Raw genomic sequence first — 18191 nt, 5'->3', positions numbered from 1 at the left:
GATGGGGGCACTTGCCACGCTGCTGTGGCTGGCCAACGTGGTGCTCGATACCGGTGGCCAGCTTGCCTTCAAGGCCGCCGCCAGCGACCCGCAGGACGGCGAAGGCCTGCAGCGCTGGAAACACATGCTCAGCCGGCCGTGGCTGTGGATCGGCATCGCCTGCTACGTGCTTGAGTTCGTCGCCTGGATCGCCTTCCTGTCGCTGGTGCCGCTGTCCAAGGGCGTGCTGCTGGGCTCGATCAACATCGTCGCGCTGATGATCGCCGGCCGCTTCCTGTTCCGCGAGAAGCTCACCCCGCTGCGGGTGACCGGAATGCTGCTGGTCACCGCCGGCGTGGCCGTGGTGGGAGCGGGCTCATGAGGCGCCTGTATGTGATCGGCTTCCCGCTGCTGATGGCCTTCGACACGCTGGCCCAGCTGTGCTTCAAGTACGCCGGCGATGCTGCGCTGCCGGTCGAGGCCAACACGGCATGGCTGCTGCGCGTGCTGTCGCAGCCGTGGGTGTACGGCGCCATCCTCGGCTACGTGGGTGCGTTCTTCACATGGATGAGCCTGCTGCGGCATGCGCCGATCGGCCCTGCATTTGCCGCATCGCACCTGGAAGTGATCAGCGTGCTGCTGCTGTCGGCCTGGCTGTTGAACGAACCGCTGACCCTGCATCACCTGGTCGGTGCGGTCCTGATCGTGGCCGGCATCGTCTGCCTTGGCCGTGCCGAAGCGGACGACCCGCACAGCCCTGCCGAAAGCGCCGCATGAGCGCGTTGCGATGAGCCTGTTCGCGCGCGAGCTGCCGCCCACCGCCGGCCTGCCCATGCAGGCCAGCGACTTCCTCCCCGGCGGTGGCGACCTGCGCGCGATCCTGGCCAGCCAGCTTGGCACACCGCCGCTGCAGTTGACCTGTTCCGGCACGCACGCGCTGCTGATCGCCCTGCGGACGCTGCGCAAGCGCGCGCCCAAGCGCGACACCGTCATCCTGCCGGCTTACACCTGCCCGCTGGTGCCGATCGCGGTGCACAGCCTGGGCCTGCGCGTGCAGCTGTGCGACACCCGTCATGCCCACTTCGATTTCGATCCTGGCCAGCTCAAGCGCCTGGCCGACGCACGCACGCTGGCGATCCTGCCCACCCACCTGGGCGGGCGCATCGCCGATGTCGAGCTGGCCTGCGAGGTTGCACGCGGCGCAGGCGCCTGGGTAATCGAAGATGCCGCGCAGGCGCTCGGCGCACGCGTTGGCAACACCAGCGTCGGCCTGCGCGGTGATATCGGATTCTTCAGCCTGGCCGCCGGCAAGGGCCTGAGCCTGCACGAAGGCGGCCTGCTGGTCAGCCGCGATGACGAGCTGCGCGCCGCGCTGGCCGGACATGCCGCCGAACAGGTGCGTTCCAGCCTGCGCTGGGAACTGCTGCGCAGTGTGCAGCTGCTCGGCCTGGCCGCCTGCTATCGACCATCGCTCCTATCGCTGGTGTACGGAAATCCGCTGCGCAGTGCGTTGCAGCGTGGCGACCTGGAAGAAGCGGTCGGTGACATTTTCCCGCTGGAGATTCCGCAGCACCGGGTCAGCCAGTGGCGGCAGAACATCGGCGCCCATGCCGCGCGGCGATTACCTGCCTTCCTGCAGGCCGGACGCCTGCGTGCATTGCAGCTGCGCGTGCAGCTGGCACAGCTGCCGGCGGTGGAAGTGGTCGATGGGCTGGCCGGTACCGGCGGCACCTGGCCGATGCTGATGCTGCTGCTGCCCAGCCAGCGGGCCCGCGATGCCGTACTTGAAGACCTGTGGCCACGCGGTCTCGGCGCCAGCCGCATGTTCATCCATGCCCTGCCCGACTACGCGTACCTGCGCGGCATCGTGCCCCAGGACGACATGCCCAACGCACGCGACTTCGCCGCACGCATGCTGACCCTTGGCAACAGCGCCTGGCAGACCCGTGAAGAGACGGCCGAAATACTGCAGGCCCTGGCCCGCGGCTGACCCGCACGTGCACGCGTGGCCTGCGCTCCGCGCATTCATCCATGCACCTTCCTGAACGCTTTCCCAGCCCGTCAAGAGAGCCTTTCGACAGGAAAGGAACGAGAAAGGCGGCCTGCCTACATTGAGCCTGCACCGGCATCGTGCCGGGCGCTTCTTTCATCGACGGACCTGCCCATGCGCTGGAGCATCCTGTGTGACTTCGATGGCACCATCAGCCTCGAAGATGTCATCGACTCGCTGCTGGAGAAGTACGGCCAGCCGGGCTGGCAGGCGCTGGAAGACCAGTGGAAGGCTGGAAAGATCGGCTCGCGCGAATGCATGCAGGGCCAGGTGCGGCTGCTGAAGCTGGACCCGGCCACGCTTGATGCGCACCTGGACCAGGTGCAGATCGATCCGGGCTTCGTCGCCTTCGTCGCCCGCACCGAGCAGCTGGGCCTGCCCCTGCGCATCGTCAGCGACGGCCTGGACTATGCGATCCACCGCATCCTCGCCAACCACGGCCTGTCGCGGCTGCCGGTGGTGGCCAACCACCTGCGCTGGTGCGACGGCCACTGGGAACTGGAATCACCCTACCAGGCCGAAGGCTGCCGCAGCGGTACCTGCAAGTGCACCTGCGCCGCGCAGGCGCGTGCCAACGAAGCGCCGCGCGTACTGATGATCGGCGACGGCAGCTCGGATTTCTGCGTGTCCGAAGATGCCGACTTCGTGTTCGCCAAGCGCCGCCTGATCACCCATTGCACGAATGCCGGCATCGAGCATGCCGCCATCGACACCTTCCACGATGCAATCGCGCTGTTGCCGCGCCTGCTCGATGGCAGCCTGCTGCAGCCACGTCGCATCGACGCCAGCCCGCAGCCCGCCGTACTGCCCCTGCTGCTGGCCACCGCCTGAGCACTCCCTTCCAGCCACGCTCCCCCGTTGCCCCCTTTCGAACGTCCTTCACGGAACCGAACTGCATGAACATTTTTGACAAGAACGCCGACGCCGCTGCCTCCGATGCGCAGCTGCTGGCCGACGAAGCCCGCTATAGCTCCTTCGGCGACACCGTCCACTACGTCGACCCGCCGAAGATCTTCCAGCGCGGCGAAGGCAGCTACATGTTCGACGGTGCGGGCGTGCCCTACCTCGACCTGCAGATGTGGTACTCGGCCTGCAACTTCGGCTACAGCAACAAGCGCCTGAACGACGCGCTGAAGGACCAGATCGACACCCTGCCGCAGGTCGCCAGCCAGTATCTGCACCCGACCCGCGTGCAGCTGGCCAAGACCATTGCCGTGGACATGCATGAGAAGTTCGGCCTCGACGGCCGCGTGCACTTCAACGTCGGCGGCGCGCAGGCCATCGAAGACTCGCTGAAGATCGTGCGCAACGCGCGCGGCGGCAAGAGCCTGATGTTCGCCTTCGAAGGCGGCTACCACGGCCGTACCCTGGGCGCCTCGTCGATCACCTCCAGCTACCGCTACCGCCGCCGCTACGGCCACTTCGGCGAGCGCGCGATGTTCATCCCGTTCCCGTACCCCTTCCGTCGTCCGAAGGGCATGACTCCGGACGAGTATTCCGACCACTGCGTGTGGCAGTTCGAGCGCCTGTTCGAAAGCGAGTACAACGGCGTGTGGGATCCCAAGGTCGGCCAGGCCGAGTACGCCGCGTTCTACGTCGAGCCGATCCAGGGCACCGGCGGCTATGTCATCCCGCCGCGCAACTTCTTCACCGGCCTCAAGCGCGTGCTGGACAAGTACGGCATCCTGATGGTGGTCGATGAAATCCAGATGGGCTTCTGGCGCACCGGCAAGCTGTGGTCGATCGAGCACTTCGGCGTGACCCCGGACGTGCTGGTGTTCGGCAAGGCGCTGACCAACGGCCTGAACCCGCTTTCGGGCCTGTGGGCGCGCGAGGAACTGATCAACCCGACCGTGTTCCCGCCGGGCTCCACCCACTCCACCTTCAACTCCAACCCGCTGGGCACCCGCCTGGGCCTGGAAGTGCTGAAGCTGGGCAAGGAGATGGATTACGAGCGCACCGTGCCGGAAAAGGGCGCCTACTTCCTCGACGGCCTGCGTGGCCTGCAGAAGCGCCACAAGGAAATCGGCGATGTCGACGGCCTGGGCCTGGCCCTGCGCGCCGAGATCTGCCAGGAAGATGGCTACACCCCGAACAAGGAACTGCTGGACCGCATGGTCGACATCGGCCTGGCTGGCGACCTGCTGCACGACGGCAAGCGCATGGGCCTGGTGCTCGACGTGGGTGGCTGGTACAAGAACGTGATCACCTTCGCGCCGTCGCTGGACATCAGCTACGAAGAGATCGACCTGGCGATCACCCTGCTCGACCAGGCGCTGACCAAGGCCAAGGGCTGAGGTTGGATGCGCTGCCGGTTCCCGTGCCGATGGAAATGACGTCACGTGCATCCAGCACCGCGCTGGAACCGGCCGCGCTGCTGGAGGGCTTCCTGGCCCACCCGCCGCTCGGATTCGAGGCAGGCCGCCTTCCCAGCGGCCTGCCGACCTTCCGTGCACCGCTCGACCTGACCACCACGATGGACGACGCGCTGCGCAGCAAGCTGCTCGGCCTGCCGCTGTCGCGCCTGTGGCGGCCGTGGATCACCTGGCAGACCCGCTTCGTCGGCGCCACCAGCACCGAGTACACCCCGCTGCCGGCACACGTTGCGCCGGAGGCGCTGGCCGAGGACGTGACGCGTCACGCCATCGGCGATACCCGGCTGCTGGTGGTAAAGGACCTTGCCATCGATTCACCGCTGCTGGACGACGCGGCCAATGCGCACAGTGGCGCCTTCCTGCAGGCATTGCTGGCACGCGGCTTCGTTGAACTGGAAGGCATGCCGCTGGCCTGGGTGGCGATCGATTTCGATTCGATCGACGGCTATCTCGGCCGCCTGTCGTCCTCGCGCCGCAAGAACATCCGGCGCAAGCTGCGCTCGCGCGACGACCTGCAGATCGACTGCATCGCCACCGGTGATCCGGCCCTGGCCGACCCACGGCTGCAGGCCGAACTGCATGCGCTGTACCTGGGCGTGTATGCGCAGAGCGCGGTGCACTTCGACCAGCTCGGCCTGCCCTACCTGCAGCACCTGCTGGCCGACAGCCAGGGTCAGGGCCGGATGTTCCTGTACCGCCACCAGGGCCAGCTGATCGGCTGGAACCTGTGCTACGTGCATGCCGGCAAGCTGGTGGACAAGTACATCGGCCTGGCCTACCCGCAGTCGCGCGAGCACAACCTGTACGCGGTCAGCTGGATGCACAACCTCGAGTACGCCCTGCAGCACGGCCTGAGCCACTACGTGGCCGGCTGGACCGACTCGCGGATCAAGGCCGAGCTGGGCGCCAGCTTCACCTCAACCCGGCACGCGATCCACGCCCGTTCCCCACTGCTGCGTGCCGCCCTGCGCCGGCTGGCCCCGTACCTGCAGGGCGAACCTGATGGAGGCGGCTGAGTGATGCAGTTGCGTTCTCCGCTGATCCTCGACCTGGACGGTGGCGTGCTGCCACTGGCCCAGGCGCAGACCCTGGCGCTGCCGCAGTGGCACGACCCGCTGCGATTCGCCTGCAGCAACGGCACCCTGGATCGCTTCAGCACCGAGGTGCTTGCGCCGCTGCCGGCCCAGCTCGGCACAGTGATGCTCGGCAGTGGTGACTTCCATCACCTCAGCCTGCCGCTGCTGCGCCGCATGCGCGCACAGGCGCCGTTCCAGCTGGTGGTGCTGGACAACCATCCGGACAACATGCGTTTTCCGTTCGGCATGCATTGCGGTTCATGGGTGAATGCCGCCAGCAAGCTGCCGCAGATCTCGCACATCCATGTGCTCGGCATCACCTCCAGCGACATCGGCCTCGGCCATGCCTGGGAGAACCACTGGCGCCCGCTGATGGGCGGTCGCCTGACCTACTGGTGCATGGACGTGGATGTCGGCTGGGGCCATCGCCTCGGCATGGGCCACGCGTTCCGCCGCTTCGAGCACCCCGAAGCGCTGGTGGCTGCGTTTGCTGCCGAACAGGCCAAGTCGCCGCAGCCGACCTACCTGTCGATCGACAAGGACGTGTTCGCCGAGGACGTCGCGCGCAGCAACTGGGACCAGGGCCGTTTCCAGCTGGAAGACGCGCTGGTGGTGATCGAAGCGCTGCGTGCCGGCGGCCTGGTCGGCAGTGACATCACCGGCGAAGTGTCGCTGGCCAATTACCAGAGCCGCTTCAAGCGCTGGCTGTCGTCGCTGGATGGCCAGCCGGACGTCAGCGCCGATGATCTTCCTGCCTGGCAGGCCCGGCACCAGCAGGTGAACCGCGAACTGCTGGCGGCGATGGCTTCGGTGCCGATGGCCGGTTGACCGCTGTCGTTCGTTCCGCCCGCTGGCCGGCGTGGCTTCGGTAGTGCCGGCCGCTGGCCGGCAACCTCATCGTGGCCAGGCTCCCAAGGATGCCGGCCAGCGGCCGGCTCTACACTGGGTTCCCACCCCGGAGCCACCGCCATGCCCCAGACCGTCATCCCGCAGCTGCGCATGCGCCACGCCGACACCACCCTGCCGTTCTACGTGCAGGGGCTGGGCTTCGTGGTCGACTGGGAACACCGCTTCGAACCCGGCTTCCCGCTGTTCGCCCAGCTTACCCGCGATGGCCAGACGATCTTCCTCACCGAACACAGCGGCGATTGCGAGGTCGGCGGCGCGGTGTATTTCATTGTCGACGACGTCGACAGCCTGCACCGCGCCTTCAGTGCGGCCAACGTGCCGATCGAGCAGCCACCGCACGACACCGAATGGGGCAGCCGCGAAATGCTGCTGCGCGACCCCGACGGCAACCGGCTGCGCTTTGCCACCCACGTGGACTGAACGACGCCGGCTTGAGATGGATATACGAAACATATATGCTTCGTATAATCGTTTCTCAGGGACCGCCCATGGGCATCGTCAACATCGATGACACCCTGCACGACCAGCTGCGCCGTGCCTGCACCGTCTCCAGCCGCTCGATCAACGCCCAGGCCAACTTCTGGATCCGGGTCGGCATGCTGTGCGAGATGAACCCCACGCTGAGCTTCCAGGACATCGTCGCCAGCGAACTGCGCGCGGCCGGGGTACAGCCGCAGGCGCTGGCGCCTGGGCGGGCCTGACATGGCGATGATCAAGCAGCCGCACGAGATCGCGCTGATGGCCGAATCCGGGCGCCTGCTGGCACGGGTATTCGCCGCGCTCGACCAGCTGCCGCTGCAGGGCCGCAGCACGATGGAGATCAATGACTTCGTCGAGCGCATGATCGTCGACGAGCTGCAGGCGCGGCCGGCCAGCAAGGGCCAGTACGGCTTCCCGTACGTGCTCAATACCTCGATCGACAACGTCATCTGCCACGGCGTGCCCAGCACCACCGACGTGCTGCGCAACGGCCAGATCGTCAACCTCGACATCACCCTGGAAAAGAACGGCTACATCGCTGATTCCAGTACCACCTACCTGGTCGGTGAGGTCGACTACGCCGCGCGCCGTCTGGTCCAGACCACCTACCAGGCGATGTGGAAAGGCATCGCCACAGTGCGCCCCGGCGCGCGCCTGGGCGACATCGGCCACGCCATCGCCCGCCACGCGCGCAGCCACGGCTACAGCGTGGTGAAGGAGTACTGCGGGCACGGCATTGGCCAGGAAATGCACGAGGAACCACAGATCCTGCATTACGGCCATCCCAACACCGGCATGGTGCTGGAAGAAGGCATGGTGTTCACCATCGAACCGATGCTCAACCAGGGCAAGCCGGCGATCCGCCAGCAGCCGGACGAGTGGCCGGTCTACACCCGCGACGGCAAGCTCTCGGCGCAGTTCGAACACACCGTCGCGGTCACCCGCAACGGCGTGCGCGTACTGACCCTGCGTCCGGGGGAAACGCCATTGTGCGCGGTGGAAGCGGCCTAGAGCGGGCGCAACAGCAGCAGCGTGGCGAGGCAGAACATGAAGATCGCCACGCCGGCGTCCAGCGCACGCCAGGCATTCGGCCTGCGGAACACCGGCTGCAGCAGGCGCGCGCCATAGCCCAGCGCACAGAACCAGATCACGCTGGCTGCGCAGGCGCCAGCAGCAAACGCCCAGCGCAGCTCGCCCGGATAGCGCGTGGACAGGCTGCCCAGCAGCACCACGGTATCCAGGTACACGTGCGGATTGAGCAGGGTGAACGCCAGACAGGTCAGCAGCACCTGCCGTCGATTGCCACCCTCCACCTCGCCCGCCGCCAGCGCACTGCCACCGCGCCACGCGCGCAGCCCGGCCTGCAGGCCATACCAGAGCAGGAACGCTGCACCACCGAAGCGCAGCACCTGCATCAGCACCGGCCACTGCAGCACCAGCGCGCCCATGCCGCCCACGCCCGCAAGGATCAGCGCGATGTCCGCGCCGGCGCAGGCGGCCACCACCGTTCCCACGTGACGTTGCTGCAGGCCCTGGCGCAGCACGAAGGCGTTCTGTGCACCGATGGCGATGATCAGGCCGGCGCCCGCGAACAGGCCAGCAACGGTAGCGGCGATCCACATCAGGACAAGCCAGGCAGCGAAGGGATGCGCAGGGTGCGGCCAATGGCCGGTTAAGACAATCTGGTTTTTCTTTATCCTGTGCAGAAAAACTGAAGAGGCCCCGCATGGACCTGGTACATCCACAACTGGCCGCGTTCGCTGCCGTGCTGGAGGAAGGCAGCTTCGAGGCCGCGGCACGCCGCCTGTCGATCAGCCCGTCGGCGCTGTCGCAGCGGATCAAGGCACTGGAGGACCGGCTGGGCCAGGTGCTGTTGGTACGGCAGGCACCATGCCGGCCGACGGCCGCGGGTGAAGCGCTGCTGCGCCGGGTACGGCCGATGCAGGCGCTGGAGGCCGAGGCATTGGCCGAGCTGCTGCCCGAACGTGGCAGTGACGCCGTACGCACGCCGATCCCGCTGGCGGTCAACGATGATTCGCTCGATACGTGGTTCGTGCCGGCCATCGCCGACCTGCACCAGCGCCATGGCTACCTGTTCGACCTGCGCATGGACGACCAGGACCATACCCTGCAGCTGCTGCGCGACGGCAGCGTGCTGGGTGCGGTCACCGCCGAAAGCCAGCCGGTGAAGGGCTGCAACGTGCACCCGCTCGGCGCCATGCGCTACCACGCCATCGCCTCGCCCGGCTTTGCCCGCCAGTACTTCAGCGACGGCATGCACGCCACGGCACTGGCACGCGCGCCGATGCTGGTGTTCAACCGCAAGGATGAACTGCAGTGGCGCTTCGTGCGAAGGCTGACCCGCGCGCGTCTGCAGCCGCCGCTACACTACCTGCCCTCCTCCACCGGTTTCGTCGAAGCCGCCGCGTGCGGACTTGGCTGGGGCATGGCCCCGGAATCGCTGGTCGCACCCGCCGTGCGCGCCGGCCGCGTGGTGGTACTGGAACCCCGCCGCTGGCTCGATGTGCCGCTGTACTGGCAGCATGCCGCCGTGCGCTCAAGCACGCTGCAGCACATCACCCAGGCGCTGCGTACTGCGGCCAGCGGCACCCTTCGTTGAGGACAATCCGATGACCGCAGACCCGGGCTTCACGCCACGCGCACTACCGTTTGCGCACTTCTTCACCACTGGGACGGCATGGGCGTGATCGGCCGACGTACAAGGACGCAGCGCGCGAAGGCCGCGCTGGCGCTGGCGCTGGCAACCTGCCTGCCACCCGCCGTGCTGGCGCAGGCCACCGGCGATGCACCCGCATTGGACTGGGAACAGGCGCGGCAACGGTTGGAGCAGGTCTCCGATGCACTGGCCGCCGCCGACGCCGCCGTGCGCAACAAGCAGGACCTGCAGGAGGCGACCCGCCTGCTGCGCCTGCCCGAAATCACCGGCGAAGTACGCCGGCTGCAGTTCCAGAAGACCCTCACCCTGCCGCTGGGTTCGCTGGCGCCGGTCGCCGAGGCCTATGGCATCGACTCGCCGCTGTCGTTCACCGAACGCGACTGGAGAACGCGCCCGGTGGTGACTGCTGTGCTGCCGCTGTACACCGGCGGCGTGATTCCGGCCGCGCAACGTGCCGCCAGCGCCGCCCACGAACAGGCCAGCGCCGAGCGCGAGGCACAGCGCCAATCGCTGACCGTGCAGCTGGCCCAGGCCTATTTCGGCCAGCGGCTGGCCGAGCAGGCAGTGGACGTACGCCGCGACGTACGTGATGGCCTCAACCGCCACCTGTCCGACGCGGAGAAGCTGGAACGCGAGGGCTTCGCTACCCGCGCCCAGCGCCTGCAGGCCACCGTGGCCCGCGACAAGGCCGAGCGCGAATACCAGAAGACGGTGAACGACCTGGCCACGCTGAAGGCCGCACTGGCCACGCTGCTGCGCAGCGGAGGCGAAGTGCAGCCGGTATCGCCGCTGTTCGTGCAGCGCGTGCCACTGGAACCGGTGGCCAGCTTCGAGCGCACCGCCCAGGCGCGCCAGCCGCAGATTGCGCGCCTGCGGGCGATGGTGGCGCAGGCCGAACAAGGCGTGCGCGTGCAGCAGGCCAAGCTGAAACCACAGATCTTCGCCTTCGGCCAGTACGACTTCCGCCGCCGCGACGAAATGCTGACTGATCCGGACTGGGCGTTCGGCATCGGCCTGAAGTACACCTTCCTGTCGCCGAACTCGCGGCCGGCGCAGATCAGTGCCGCGCGCGCGCAGCAGGAGCAGGCCGAAGCCGGCCTGCGCGAGGCCGAAAACCAGGTCGCACTGGGCGTGCGCAAGGCCTGGAACGAACTGGAGACCGCGCGCCAGCAGTACGTGCTGCTCGACAGCAGCATCGCCCAGGCACAGGAAAACCTGCGCCTGCAGGAACTGGCGTTCCGCGAAGGCCAGGCCACCTCGCTGGATGTGATCGACGCGCGGCTCGGCCTCGGCGGCGCCCGTGTCGAGCGTGCGCAGGCCGCCTACCAATACGATATTGCGCTGGCACAGTTGCTGGAGATCAGTGGACAGATGGACCGTTTCGAAGAGTTCCGGCGGCGTGCGGACGAGGTGATCGACCATGAGTGATGTGCTGCACGACGAAGCGACGACGCCCCCTGGCAAGCGCCGGCTGGGACCTATTCTGGTGGTGGTATTGCTGGTCGTGGTGGTGCTCGGCCTGTGGCTGGCCTGGCGCAGCCCGGCGGACCAGATCCAGGGCATGGCCGATGCGGACACCATCAACGTGGCCGCCAAGATCACCGCGCGCGTGGCCGAACTGAAGGTGCGCGAGGGTGACCGCGTGCAGCCCGGGCAGGTGCTGTTCCTGCTCGACAGCCCCGAGGTCGCCGCCAAGGAACAGCAGGCACACGGTGCCCTGGCCGCCGCGCAGGCAGTGGCCGACAAGGCCGACGAAGGCGCGCGTAGCGAGGACATCCGCGCCGCCGAAGCGAACTGGAAGCGGGCCGAAGCCGGTGCGACGCTGGCTGAAGCCACCTACCAGCGCGTGCAGAACCTGTTCAACGAAGGGGTGATGACCCGGCAGAAGCGCGATGAAGCGCATGCCCAGGCCACCAGTTCGCGCGAACTGGCCCGTGCCGCCCGCGCGCAGTACGACATGGCGTTGGCCGGTGCACGCGAGCAGGACAAGCGTGCCGCGCAGGGACAGGTGCAGCAGGCACAGGGCGCGGTGGCCGAAGTCAACGCCGCGCGCGTCGAAGTGGAAGGGCGCGCGCCGGTGGCCGGCGAGATCAACAAGCGCATGGCCGACCCGGGCGAACTGGTGCCGGCCGGCTACCCGGTGTTCACCCTGGTCGACATCGATCGCATGTGGGTAGCGATGAACCTGCGCGAATCGCAGATGCAGGGCCTGAAGGTCGGCAGCAAGCTGCAGGGCAGCATCCCCGCGCTGGGGCAGGACGCTGAGTTCGAGGTCTACTTCATCAACCCGGCCGGTGACTATGCAACCTGGCGGACCACCCGCCAGTCTTCCGGCTACGACGTCCGCAGCTTCGAGGTGCGGGTGCGCCCGGTACGCCGCATCGAGGGTTTCCGCCCCGGCATGAGCGTGCTGTTCGCATGGCCCCAGCACTGAGCCCCGGCCAAGGCGGCTTCGCCGCCTCTTGGCGGCGCGAGCTTCGTTCGCTGCGCGGCAACCGTGCGGATCTGATGCTGGTGACCCTGCTGCCACTGCTGATGCTGGTGGTAATGGCGTGGATGTTCACGCCCTCTGTGATGCGCGACATCCCGATCGCCGTGGTCGATCTCGACCACAGCAGTGACAGCCGCCTGCTGCTGCGCATGCTCGATGCCAGCCCCGGCGTGCGCATCGCCAGCCAGCCTGCGGACATGGAAGACGCACGTTCGCAGCTGCGCCGCCTGGATGTGTTCGCCATCGTGCTGGTGCCGCGGGACGTCACCCGGCAAGCCCTGCGCGGCCGCCAGGGCACGGTGTTCGCCTACTACAACGCCACCTACATGACCACCGGCCAGTCGGCGGCGCGCGATATCGGCGATGCGGTCTCGGCATGGAACGCGCGCCTGCTGCGCGAGCGCATCGGCCTGCAGGTCGGCCCGGGCAAGCTGCGCGCGGCGCCGATCGCGGTGCAGTCGGACATCCTCTACAACCCGGCGCGCAGCTACGAATTGTTCCTGCTGCCGCTGATCTTCCCGGCCGTGTTGTCGCTGGTGCTGGCGCTTGCCGTGGCTGGCAGCATCGGCCGCGAGATCCGCGACGGCACCCTGCCCGCCTGGCTGGGCCGCACGGCGTGGGCTGCGATTGCCGGCAAGATCGCGCCGCACATCCTGTTGTTCTCGCTGTATGGCGCGCTCGGCATCGGTTACCTGGCCTGGCTGCGCGGCGATGGCGTTGCGGGCAGCGTGCTCCTGCTGCTGCTCGCGCAGCCGGTGTTCTACCTGGCCACCGCCGCCTATGCGCTGTTCTTCGTCGGAGTCACCCGCGACATGGGTACTGCGCTATCCGCGGTGGGCCTCAGCATCGGCACCGCGCTGGCGTTCTCCAGCGCCACCTTCCCGGTGCTGGACGGTCCGTTGTTCACCCGTGTCTGGCACCAGCTGCTGCCGCTCAGCGCCTACATCAAGCTGCAGACCCAGCAGCAGTTCATCGGGTCGCCGCTACTGGTCTCGTTGTGGCCACTGGCTACGCTGCTGCTGATGTCCCTGGTGGCGGGTGGCATCGGCGGTATGCGCCTGATCGCCTTCTCGCGTACGCCCGAAGCCGCACAGCCTGCGGGGGCCGACGCATGAGTGCAGTGTGGCGCAGCCTGCGGCAGACCCTGATGGCGGTGCTGTGCGACCGCTACGCGATCGTGGTGATGGTCGGCGCGGTGATCCTGTACTCGTTCTTCTACCCGGCCGCGTATCGCCACCAGGTGGCCGGCAACCTGCCGGTGCTGGTGGTGGACGAAGACCACAGCGCCACCAGCCGCGAGCTGCTGCGAAAGCTCGATGCACTCCGCGTTGCACGCGTGGTCGGGCAACCGGCGGACATCGACAGTGCGCGCCAGCAGCTGGAAGCCGGCCATGCCGAAGGCATCGTGCTGATCCCGGCCAACCTGGAGCGCGACATCCTGCGCGGCCATCCCGCCAAGCTGGTACTGCTCGGCAACGGCGCCTACCTGGGCCGTGCCAGCTGGGTGCTGGGCAGCGTGGCCGATGCACTGGGCGCATTCGGGCGTGACGCCGTGGTCGGCCAGGCGGCCTTCATGGGCGCACCGCAGGCACCACCGGTCACGCTGGTGCAGCGCCCGCTGTACAACACCCAGGAAGGCTATGGCAGCGCCATCGTGCCCGGCGTGGCCGAGCTGATCGTGCACCAGACCCTGTTGATGGGCATCGGCGTACTGCTCGGCGGCCGCCGACTCGTACTGGGCCGCCGCCTGCGCTTCGACCTGCCGACGCTGACCGGCATGGCATTGGGCTTCGGCCTGATCGGCCTGTTCGGTCTGTTCTACTACGCCGGGTTCACCGCGTGGGTGCAGGACTATCCGCGCGGCGGCAATCCGCTGGGCCAGCTGCTGGGCGGCACCTTGTTCATCGCCGCCACGGTGGCGTTCGGCCTGTTCGTCGGCAGCTTCTTCCGCACCCGCGAACGCGCCTTCCAGTACATCATCGCCACCTCGATCCCACTGTTCTTCCTGGCCAACCTGTCGTGGCCGGCGGTGATGACGCCGCAACCACTGGTCTGGCTGGCGCAACTGCTGCCCACCACCTCGGGCATCAACCTGATGGTGCGCCTGAACCAGATGGACGCTCGCCTGGCCGAAGTCAGCCACGAACTGATCACCCTCACCGTCCTGTTGCTGCTCTACGGCAGCCTCGCCACCTGGCGCCTCCTCGCCCAAAAGGGGACGGAGGGGATTAAGTCGTAAACGGCAAGGTTGGGGGATTGCGACTTAATCCCCTCCGTCCCCTTTTCTGAAACAACGAACGCCGGCGCGGGGCCGGCGTTCGAGCACTGCGGTGTGGAAGGGGAAACGAGGTCTGGCTGTGAACGATCAGCGGTAGACGCGTTCGCAGCGGCGTTCAACGACGCGGTCGCCGTTCTTCTGCTGCTGGTTGCCCTGGATCTGGCGGCCGGCCGCACCGCCGGCTACAGCACCGGCCACCGTGGCCAGTTTCTTGCCGTTGCCGCCGCCGACCTGGTTGCCCAGCAGGCCACCGATCACCGCGCCCGTGGCGGTACCGGCAATGCGGTTGGGATCGCGTGAGTTGCGCTGCACTTCCACGTTCTTGCAGACCACGCGGCTGCCGTCGTTGAACTTGCGTCCTTCATCGCGCGGCCCGTAGGTCTGCGCACCCGCGACGGACGAAGCCGCCAGCAGCGTGCCCAGTACAAGCAGTCGGGTCGAGGTCTTCATGGCCATCTCCTGAGGTCCGGTATGTCGCAAGTCTCCTCCCGGGGTTGGCAACCCGAAGTGAAATACGCGTGTCCGCCGCCTCACCGGCCATCGCGCGTTCAGGAAGAAAGTTGCGCCCATCGCGATCAGCCATCGCGATGGGCGCCGTCTCCCTACCGGCATGCGCTGTTGCTAGAACTCTTCCCAACCACCCGCGTTGGCAGCCAACGTCGGCTCGATGCGCGGTGACAGCACCGCCGGGCGTCTCACCGGCGTGACCGAGGCCGCTACCGCCGCAAGCGCGCGCGGCACCGATACGGCTGCCGCGGCTGCCCCGGTGCGGAACACCGACACCGCTTCGGTCAGCAGGTTGGCCTGCTCTTCCATGGAACGCGCTGCGGCGCTGGCCTCTTCCACCAGCGCGGCATTCTGCTGGGTGGTCTCGTCCATCTGCACCACGGCCTGGTTGACCTGCTCGATGCCCGAACTCTGCTCCTGCGAGGCGGCGGAAATGTCGGCCATGATGTCGGTCACGCGCTGCACCGACGCCACGATCTCGCCCATCGTGGTGCCTGCCTGGCGGACCAGCGCCGATCCATCGGCCACCTTGCCAACCGAATCCTCGATCAGGCCCTTGATCTCCTTGGCCGCACCGGCCGAGCGTTGTGCCAGCGTGCGCACCTCGCTGGCCACCACGGCAAAGCCCCTGCCCTGCTCGCCGGCACGAGCGGCTTCCACTGCAGCGTTAAGCGCCAGGATGTTGGTCTGGAATGCGATGCCATCAATGACAGAAATGATCTCGGCAATCTTCTTCGAGGAGGCTTCGATGGCCGACATGGTGGTCACCACCTGTCCGACTACCTCGCCGCCCTGCGAGGCAACGCCATGCGCGCCGATGGCAAGCTGGTTGGCCTGGCGGGCGTGCTCCGCATTCTGCTTCACCGTGGACGTCAGCTCCTCCATCGATGCGGCCGTTTCTTCAAGGTTTGCCGCCTGCTGCTCGGTGCGCCGCGACAGATCAGTGTTGCCCGACGCGATCTCGCCTGCCGCCAGGGTGATGCTGGACGCACTGGTCTGGATATGTCCCACGATCTGCTTGAGCTGATCGACCGTGGCGTTGCAGTCATCGCGCATGCGCGCGAAGACCCCATGGAAGTCGCCCTGCATGCGCACGGTCAGGTCACCGCGCGAGATCGCCTGCAACAGGGTCGACACCTGTACCAGATTCTCGTCGGTGGTCTGCATCAGCCGATTGAGCCCGGCCACCATCTCGCGGAAGTCGTAGGCGAAGCGATCTTCGTCACCGCGCAGGCTGAAGTCACCGGCGGCTGCGGCCGTCGCCAAGCGGCGGATCTCACCGTTGATCGCCGACAGGCTGGTCTTGGTTTCGTCCATGGCCTGGGTGATTGCGGCCTTCTCGCCCGGCAACGGATCCATGTCCACTGACAGATCACCGCGGGCGTAATGCTTCATCACCTCGATCAGGCGGTTCTGCACCTGCAAGTGAGAGCCGACCAGCGCATTCGTCTCGTGCACCATGCGCCCGTAGTCGCCGGGGAAGGCACTCTCATCCATGCGGTAGCTGAGGCTACCCGCATCGTGCTGGCGGGCCAGCTCGCCCTGCGCCGCCATCACCGACTGCAACTGCGCCTGCATGCGCTGCATCGACCTGAGCAGCTGGGTCACCTCATCGTTGCCGGACGCGTCGATGCTGCTGTCCAGGCGGCCACCGGCAATACCGTCGGCCAGCTTCACCGCCCCTGCCAGCGGACGGGTCAGGCTGCGGGTAATCGCCCATGCCGCCAGCGAGCCCAGCAGCAGACTCATCACACCGAACACGATCGACAACGTACCGGTCCATGATTCGGTCGCGCGGTACTCCTCGCGGCTGCGTGCTGTCAGCGCCTCCTGATGCCGCAGCAGGGTCGAGATGGCTTCATTCCAGGCCGTCGCCAGGCCATGTTCGGCCAGCAGTTCCTTGGCCGCGCCGTCGAAATCGCCGGCCTTCATGCGCTCATGCAGGTGCTGGGTGGAAACGTCGGTGGCCTTGCGTGCCGCCTCGATCTTCGCCACCAGGGTATCGCCGGTGGCATCACGTGGAATCTTGATGTACTTGGCCCAGATACCATCGTAGGTTTGCGACAGCTCCTGCGCCTTCTGATAATCCTTGTCGAAATCCTCGCCGCGCTTGATCACCATCAGCCGGCGATGCATCAGCACCGCGTTGTTGGTATCCAGCATGTCGTTCAACAGCCGCATCTTCACCATGTTGACGTCCACCACTTTCTCGAACTGGGCGGACTTCAGGTGATTTCCGTACAGCACGAGGCCAACGATGGCCACGATGAACAGCAGCAGCAGACCAAACCCGGCACCCAGCCGGGATCCCACTCGGAGGTTGCGTAAGGCGAGCATCTCAATTCCCTTGATCGTGGCCGTACGAACGGTGGCGGCGCAGGAGAGGGAAACTTTATGGGTCGATATTATTATATCGATCCAAAACTATGGAACTGTGCAGACAGGCGTGAAGAACACATTTAATGGAGGTGGTTATTCCTGCTGGGCATGTCGATGTACGAGCATGGCAATCGCAATCATCACGCCGCGCTCACGACGCGCGACCACAGATAACGTCTTCCGTTCGAAATTGCCATCAGAGCTGCAATCTGGCATTTGCCATCGCAGGGCTACCCGCGCTGCTGCAACCTCATCCGAACATCCCCCAACGCTGGCACAGTGCAGGAGAACTCTCTGCCGATCTGCTGGAAGCCATCCCTCCAGCAATAGAGCCTGTTGTCCTCGGCCACGACAGATACAAGCCGCATCAGCAGCCACTCGTCGGATTCATCACCACCGTCGTCCAACTCAAAAACAAGCAGAGTTTCCTCAGCGACGTCTACAGGCGGGCAAAATTCTGTATCGCCCAGGTAATCCACGAGTTCCCGACCCTTGATGATTTCGACCCTGATGAAGGGGTCCAGATCCCCTTGGGCTCCGCTGCCACTGATCTCCCACTTGTTGACCTTCAAGTCAATGAAACTGCAATCATTGAGACTCTCGTCGCTCTGGAAATAGGAGACGGGAAGGTCACCCCATGCTGCACGTAGCCACACGCTGCGCTGAGGCAAGACGATCGAGGAGTGCATGGAAATTGCGTACTTTCTACTCATGCCTATCCACGGAAATTGACTCCCAGGACGGGGCGACGGAAATTTCCTCAAGATACCCCTCAAGGTCTCTGAACGGAGAGACCCCTACCGCAGCCAAGGAGAACCACACGGCATCACACTCGTCGCAGACAAATATCTGAACGCCGCGCTCCTTTACTTGAGCTTTCAACACCTCACCCTGCTCACAACGGGGACAGATCAAACAACCCCCATCGCACCGGAGACGCAGATACAACGTTACTGACCATGCCAGAAACAATTTCCCAGACCTTTCTCG

General features: G+C 66.4%; 19 protein-coding genes. 15 read left to right on the top strand and 4 right to left on the bottom strand.

The window, feature by feature from the left end; all coding sequences use genetic code 11:
* Position 1: 1 nt before the first annotated feature.
* From QP552_RS06235 to map, 10 genes are all read left to right on the top strand, one after another.
* Complete coding sequence (locus QP552_RS06235) at positions 2 to 361, top strand: EamA family transporter (protein ID WP_006425769.1); 360 nt, start codon at positions 2 to 4, stop codon at positions 359 to 361.
* The gene (locus QP552_RS06230; RefSeq protein ID WP_106549546.1) at positions 358 to 756 is read left to right on the top strand and encodes a DMT family transporter; all 399 of its coding nucleotides are present in this window, start codon (positions 358 to 360) and stop codon (positions 754 to 756) included. The genes QP552_RS06235 and QP552_RS06230 overlap by 4 nt, the downstream gene beginning before the upstream one ends.
* 10 nt (positions 757 to 766) lie before the next feature.
* A complete protein-coding gene (locus QP552_RS06225) occupies positions 767 to 1969 on the top strand; it encodes a DegT/DnrJ/EryC1/StrS family aminotransferase (protein ID WP_111112091.1) in 1203 nt (400 codons plus the stop codon).
* Positions 1970 to 2143: 174 nt separating this feature from the next.
* Positions 2144 to 2860 carry an MtnX-like HAD-IB family phosphatase gene (locus QP552_RS06220; RefSeq protein WP_111112092.1) on the top strand — a complete coding sequence of 239 codons (717 nt, stop codon included), beginning with the start codon at positions 2144 to 2146 and terminating at the stop codon, positions 2858 to 2860.
* Between the two features lie 65 nt (positions 2861 to 2925).
* Complete coding sequence (locus tag QP552_RS06215; protein WP_008268657.1) at positions 2926 to 4326, top strand: aminotransferase class III-fold pyridoxal phosphate-dependent enzyme; 1401 nt, start codon at positions 2926 to 2928, stop codon at positions 4324 to 4326.
* Between the two features lie 29 nt (positions 4327 to 4355).
* Positions 4356 to 5420, top strand: coding sequence for a GNAT family N-acetyltransferase (locus tag QP552_RS06210; protein WP_111112126.1), 1065 nt, complete (start codon positions 4356 to 4358; stop codon positions 5418 to 5420).
* A gap of 3 nt (positions 5421 to 5423) precedes the next feature.
* The gene (locus QP552_RS06205; protein WP_111112127.1) at positions 5424 to 6308 is read left to right on the top strand and encodes an arginase family protein; all 885 of its coding nucleotides are present in this window, start codon (positions 5424 to 5426) and stop codon (positions 6306 to 6308) included.
* 141 nt (positions 6309 to 6449) lie between these two features.
* Entirely contained in the window at positions 6450 to 6809 is a 360-nt protein-coding gene (locus QP552_RS06200) for a VOC family protein (protein ID WP_106549541.1), read from the top strand.
* A gap of 68 nt (positions 6810 to 6877) precedes the next feature.
* Positions 6878 to 7090, top strand: a complete 213-nt coding sequence (locus tag QP552_RS06195; RefSeq protein WP_006425741.1) for a ParD-like family protein — start codon at positions 6878 to 6880, stop codon at positions 7088 to 7090.
* 7 nt (positions 7091 to 7097) lie between these two features.
* The gene (map, locus tag QP552_RS06190) at positions 7098 to 7880 is read left to right on the top strand and encodes a type I methionyl aminopeptidase (protein WP_181453969.1); all 783 of its coding nucleotides are present in this window, start codon (positions 7098 to 7100) and stop codon (positions 7878 to 7880) included.
* Here map and QP552_RS06185 read toward each other — a convergent pair.
* Positions 7877 to 8491, bottom strand: a complete 615-nt coding sequence (locus tag QP552_RS06185) for a LysE/ArgO family amino acid transporter (RefSeq protein WP_111112094.1) — start codon at positions 8489 to 8491, stop codon at positions 7877 to 7879. The genes map and QP552_RS06185 overlap by 4 nt on opposite strands.
* A gap of 104 nt (positions 8492 to 8595) precedes the next feature.
* Here QP552_RS06185 and QP552_RS06180 point away from each other — a divergent pair, with 104 nt between their 5' ends.
* From QP552_RS06180 to QP552_RS06160, 5 genes are all read left to right on the top strand, one after another.
* Positions 8596 to 9489 (top strand): LysR family transcriptional regulator ArgP, encoded by an 894-nt coding sequence (locus QP552_RS06180; RefSeq protein WP_106549537.1) that lies wholly within the window; start codon positions 8596 to 8598, stop codon positions 9487 to 9489.
* 78 nt (positions 9490 to 9567) lie between these two features.
* Positions 9568 to 10974, top strand: a complete 1407-nt coding sequence (locus QP552_RS06175) for a TolC family protein (protein WP_286075330.1) — start codon at positions 9568 to 9570, stop codon at positions 10972 to 10974.
* Positions 10967 to 11980, top strand: a complete 1014-nt coding sequence (locus QP552_RS06170) for an efflux RND transporter periplasmic adaptor subunit (RefSeq protein WP_111112097.1) — start codon at positions 10967 to 10969, stop codon at positions 11978 to 11980. The genes QP552_RS06175 and QP552_RS06170 overlap by 8 nt, the downstream gene beginning before the upstream one ends.
* Positions 11965 to 13152 (top strand): ABC transporter permease, encoded by a 1188-nt coding sequence (locus QP552_RS06165; protein WP_286075329.1) that lies wholly within the window; start codon positions 11965 to 11967, stop codon positions 13150 to 13152. The genes QP552_RS06170 and QP552_RS06165 overlap by 16 nt, the downstream gene beginning before the upstream one ends.
* Complete coding sequence (locus QP552_RS06160; RefSeq protein ID WP_286075328.1) at positions 13149 to 14276, top strand: ABC transporter permease; 1128 nt, start codon at positions 13149 to 13151, stop codon at positions 14274 to 14276. Before QP552_RS06165 ends, QP552_RS06160 begins: the two co-directional genes overlap by 4 nt.
* Positions 14277 to 14402: 126 nt before the next feature.
* On the opposite strand, the gene QP552_RS06155 is transcribed toward QP552_RS06160, so the two are convergent.
* From QP552_RS06155 to QP552_RS06145, 3 genes are all read right to left on the bottom strand, one after another.
* Positions 14403 to 14771, bottom strand: coding sequence for a glycine zipper 2TM domain-containing protein (locus tag QP552_RS06155; protein WP_008268471.1), 369 nt, complete (start codon positions 14769 to 14771; stop codon positions 14403 to 14405).
* 165 nt (positions 14772 to 14936) lie between these two features.
* A complete protein-coding gene (locus QP552_RS06150; protein ID WP_345782974.1) occupies positions 14937 to 17159 on the bottom strand; it encodes a methyl-accepting chemotaxis protein in 2223 nt (740 codons plus the stop codon).
* A 272-nt stretch (positions 17160 to 17431) separates the two neighbouring features.
* Positions 17432 to 17890, bottom strand: a complete 459-nt coding sequence (locus QP552_RS06145; RefSeq protein ID WP_106549530.1) for a hypothetical protein — start codon at positions 17888 to 17890, stop codon at positions 17432 to 17434.
* Positions 17891 to 18191 lie beyond the last annotated feature (301 nt).

Origin of the sequence: Stenotrophomonas sp. 59, from assembly GCF_030291095.1 — a bacterium.
Classification (GTDB): Bacteria; Pseudomonadota; Gammaproteobacteria; order Xanthomonadales; family Xanthomonadaceae; genus Stenotrophomonas; species Stenotrophomonas maltophilia_Q.
This window is presented reverse-complemented; position numbering and strand designations above follow the sequence as displayed.

Bases quoted from the DNA above. Each gene is read 5' to 3' on its own strand.
- QP552_RS06235 (WP_006425769.1), top strand. From the start codon at position 2: ATGGGGGCACTTGCCACGCTGCTGTGGCTGGCCAACGTGGTGCTCGAT.
- QP552_RS06230 (WP_106549546.1), top strand. From the start codon at position 358: ATGAGGCGCCTGTATGTGATCGGCTTCCCGCTGCTGATGGCCTTCGAC.
- QP552_RS06225 (WP_111112091.1), top strand. From the start codon at position 767: ATGAGCCTGTTCGCGCGCGAGCTGCCGCCCACCGCCGGCCTGCCCATG.
- QP552_RS06220 (WP_111112092.1), top strand. From the start codon at position 2,144: ATGCGCTGGAGCATCCTGTGTGACTTCGATGGCACCATCAGCCTCGAA.
- QP552_RS06215 (WP_008268657.1), top strand. From the start codon at position 2,926: ATGAACATTTTTGACAAGAACGCCGACGCCGCTGCCTCCGATGCGCAG.
- QP552_RS06210 (WP_111112126.1), top strand. From the start codon at position 4,356: ATGGAAATGACGTCACGTGCATCCAGCACCGCGCTGGAACCGGCCGCG.
- QP552_RS06205 (WP_111112127.1), top strand. From the start codon at position 5,424: ATGCAGTTGCGTTCTCCGCTGATCCTCGACCTGGACGGTGGCGTGCTG.
- QP552_RS06200 (WP_106549541.1), top strand. From the start codon at position 6,450: ATGCCCCAGACCGTCATCCCGCAGCTGCGCATGCGCCACGCCGACACC.
- QP552_RS06195 (WP_006425741.1), top strand. From the start codon at position 6,878: ATGGGCATCGTCAACATCGATGACACCCTGCACGACCAGCTGCGCCGT.
- map (WP_181453969.1), top strand. From the start codon at position 7,098: ATGATCAAGCAGCCGCACGAGATCGCGCTGATGGCCGAATCCGGGCGC.
- QP552_RS06185 (WP_111112094.1), bottom strand. From the start codon at position 8,491: ATGTGGATCGCCGCTACCGTTGCTGGCCTGTTCGCGGGCGCCGGCCTG.
- QP552_RS06180 (WP_106549537.1), top strand. From the start codon at position 8,596: ATGGACCTGGTACATCCACAACTGGCCGCGTTCGCTGCCGTGCTGGAG.
- QP552_RS06175 (WP_286075330.1), top strand. From the start codon at position 9,568: ATGGGCGTGATCGGCCGACGTACAAGGACGCAGCGCGCGAAGGCCGCG.
- QP552_RS06170 (WP_111112097.1), top strand. From the start codon at position 10,967: ATGAGTGATGTGCTGCACGACGAAGCGACGACGCCCCCTGGCAAGCGC.
- QP552_RS06165 (WP_286075329.1), top strand. From the start codon at position 11,965: ATGGCCCCAGCACTGAGCCCCGGCCAAGGCGGCTTCGCCGCCTCTTGG.
- QP552_RS06160 (WP_286075328.1), top strand. From the start codon at position 13,149: ATGAGTGCAGTGTGGCGCAGCCTGCGGCAGACCCTGATGGCGGTGCTG.
- QP552_RS06155 (WP_008268471.1), bottom strand. From the start codon at position 14,771: ATGGCCATGAAGACCTCGACCCGACTGCTTGTACTGGGCACGCTGCTG.
- QP552_RS06150 (WP_345782974.1), bottom strand. From the start codon at position 17,159: ATGCTCGCCTTACGCAACCTCCGAGTGGGATCCCGGCTGGGTGCCGGG.
- QP552_RS06145 (WP_106549530.1), bottom strand. From the start codon at position 17,890: ATGCACTCCTCGATCGTCTTGCCTCAGCGCAGCGTGTGGCTACGTGCA.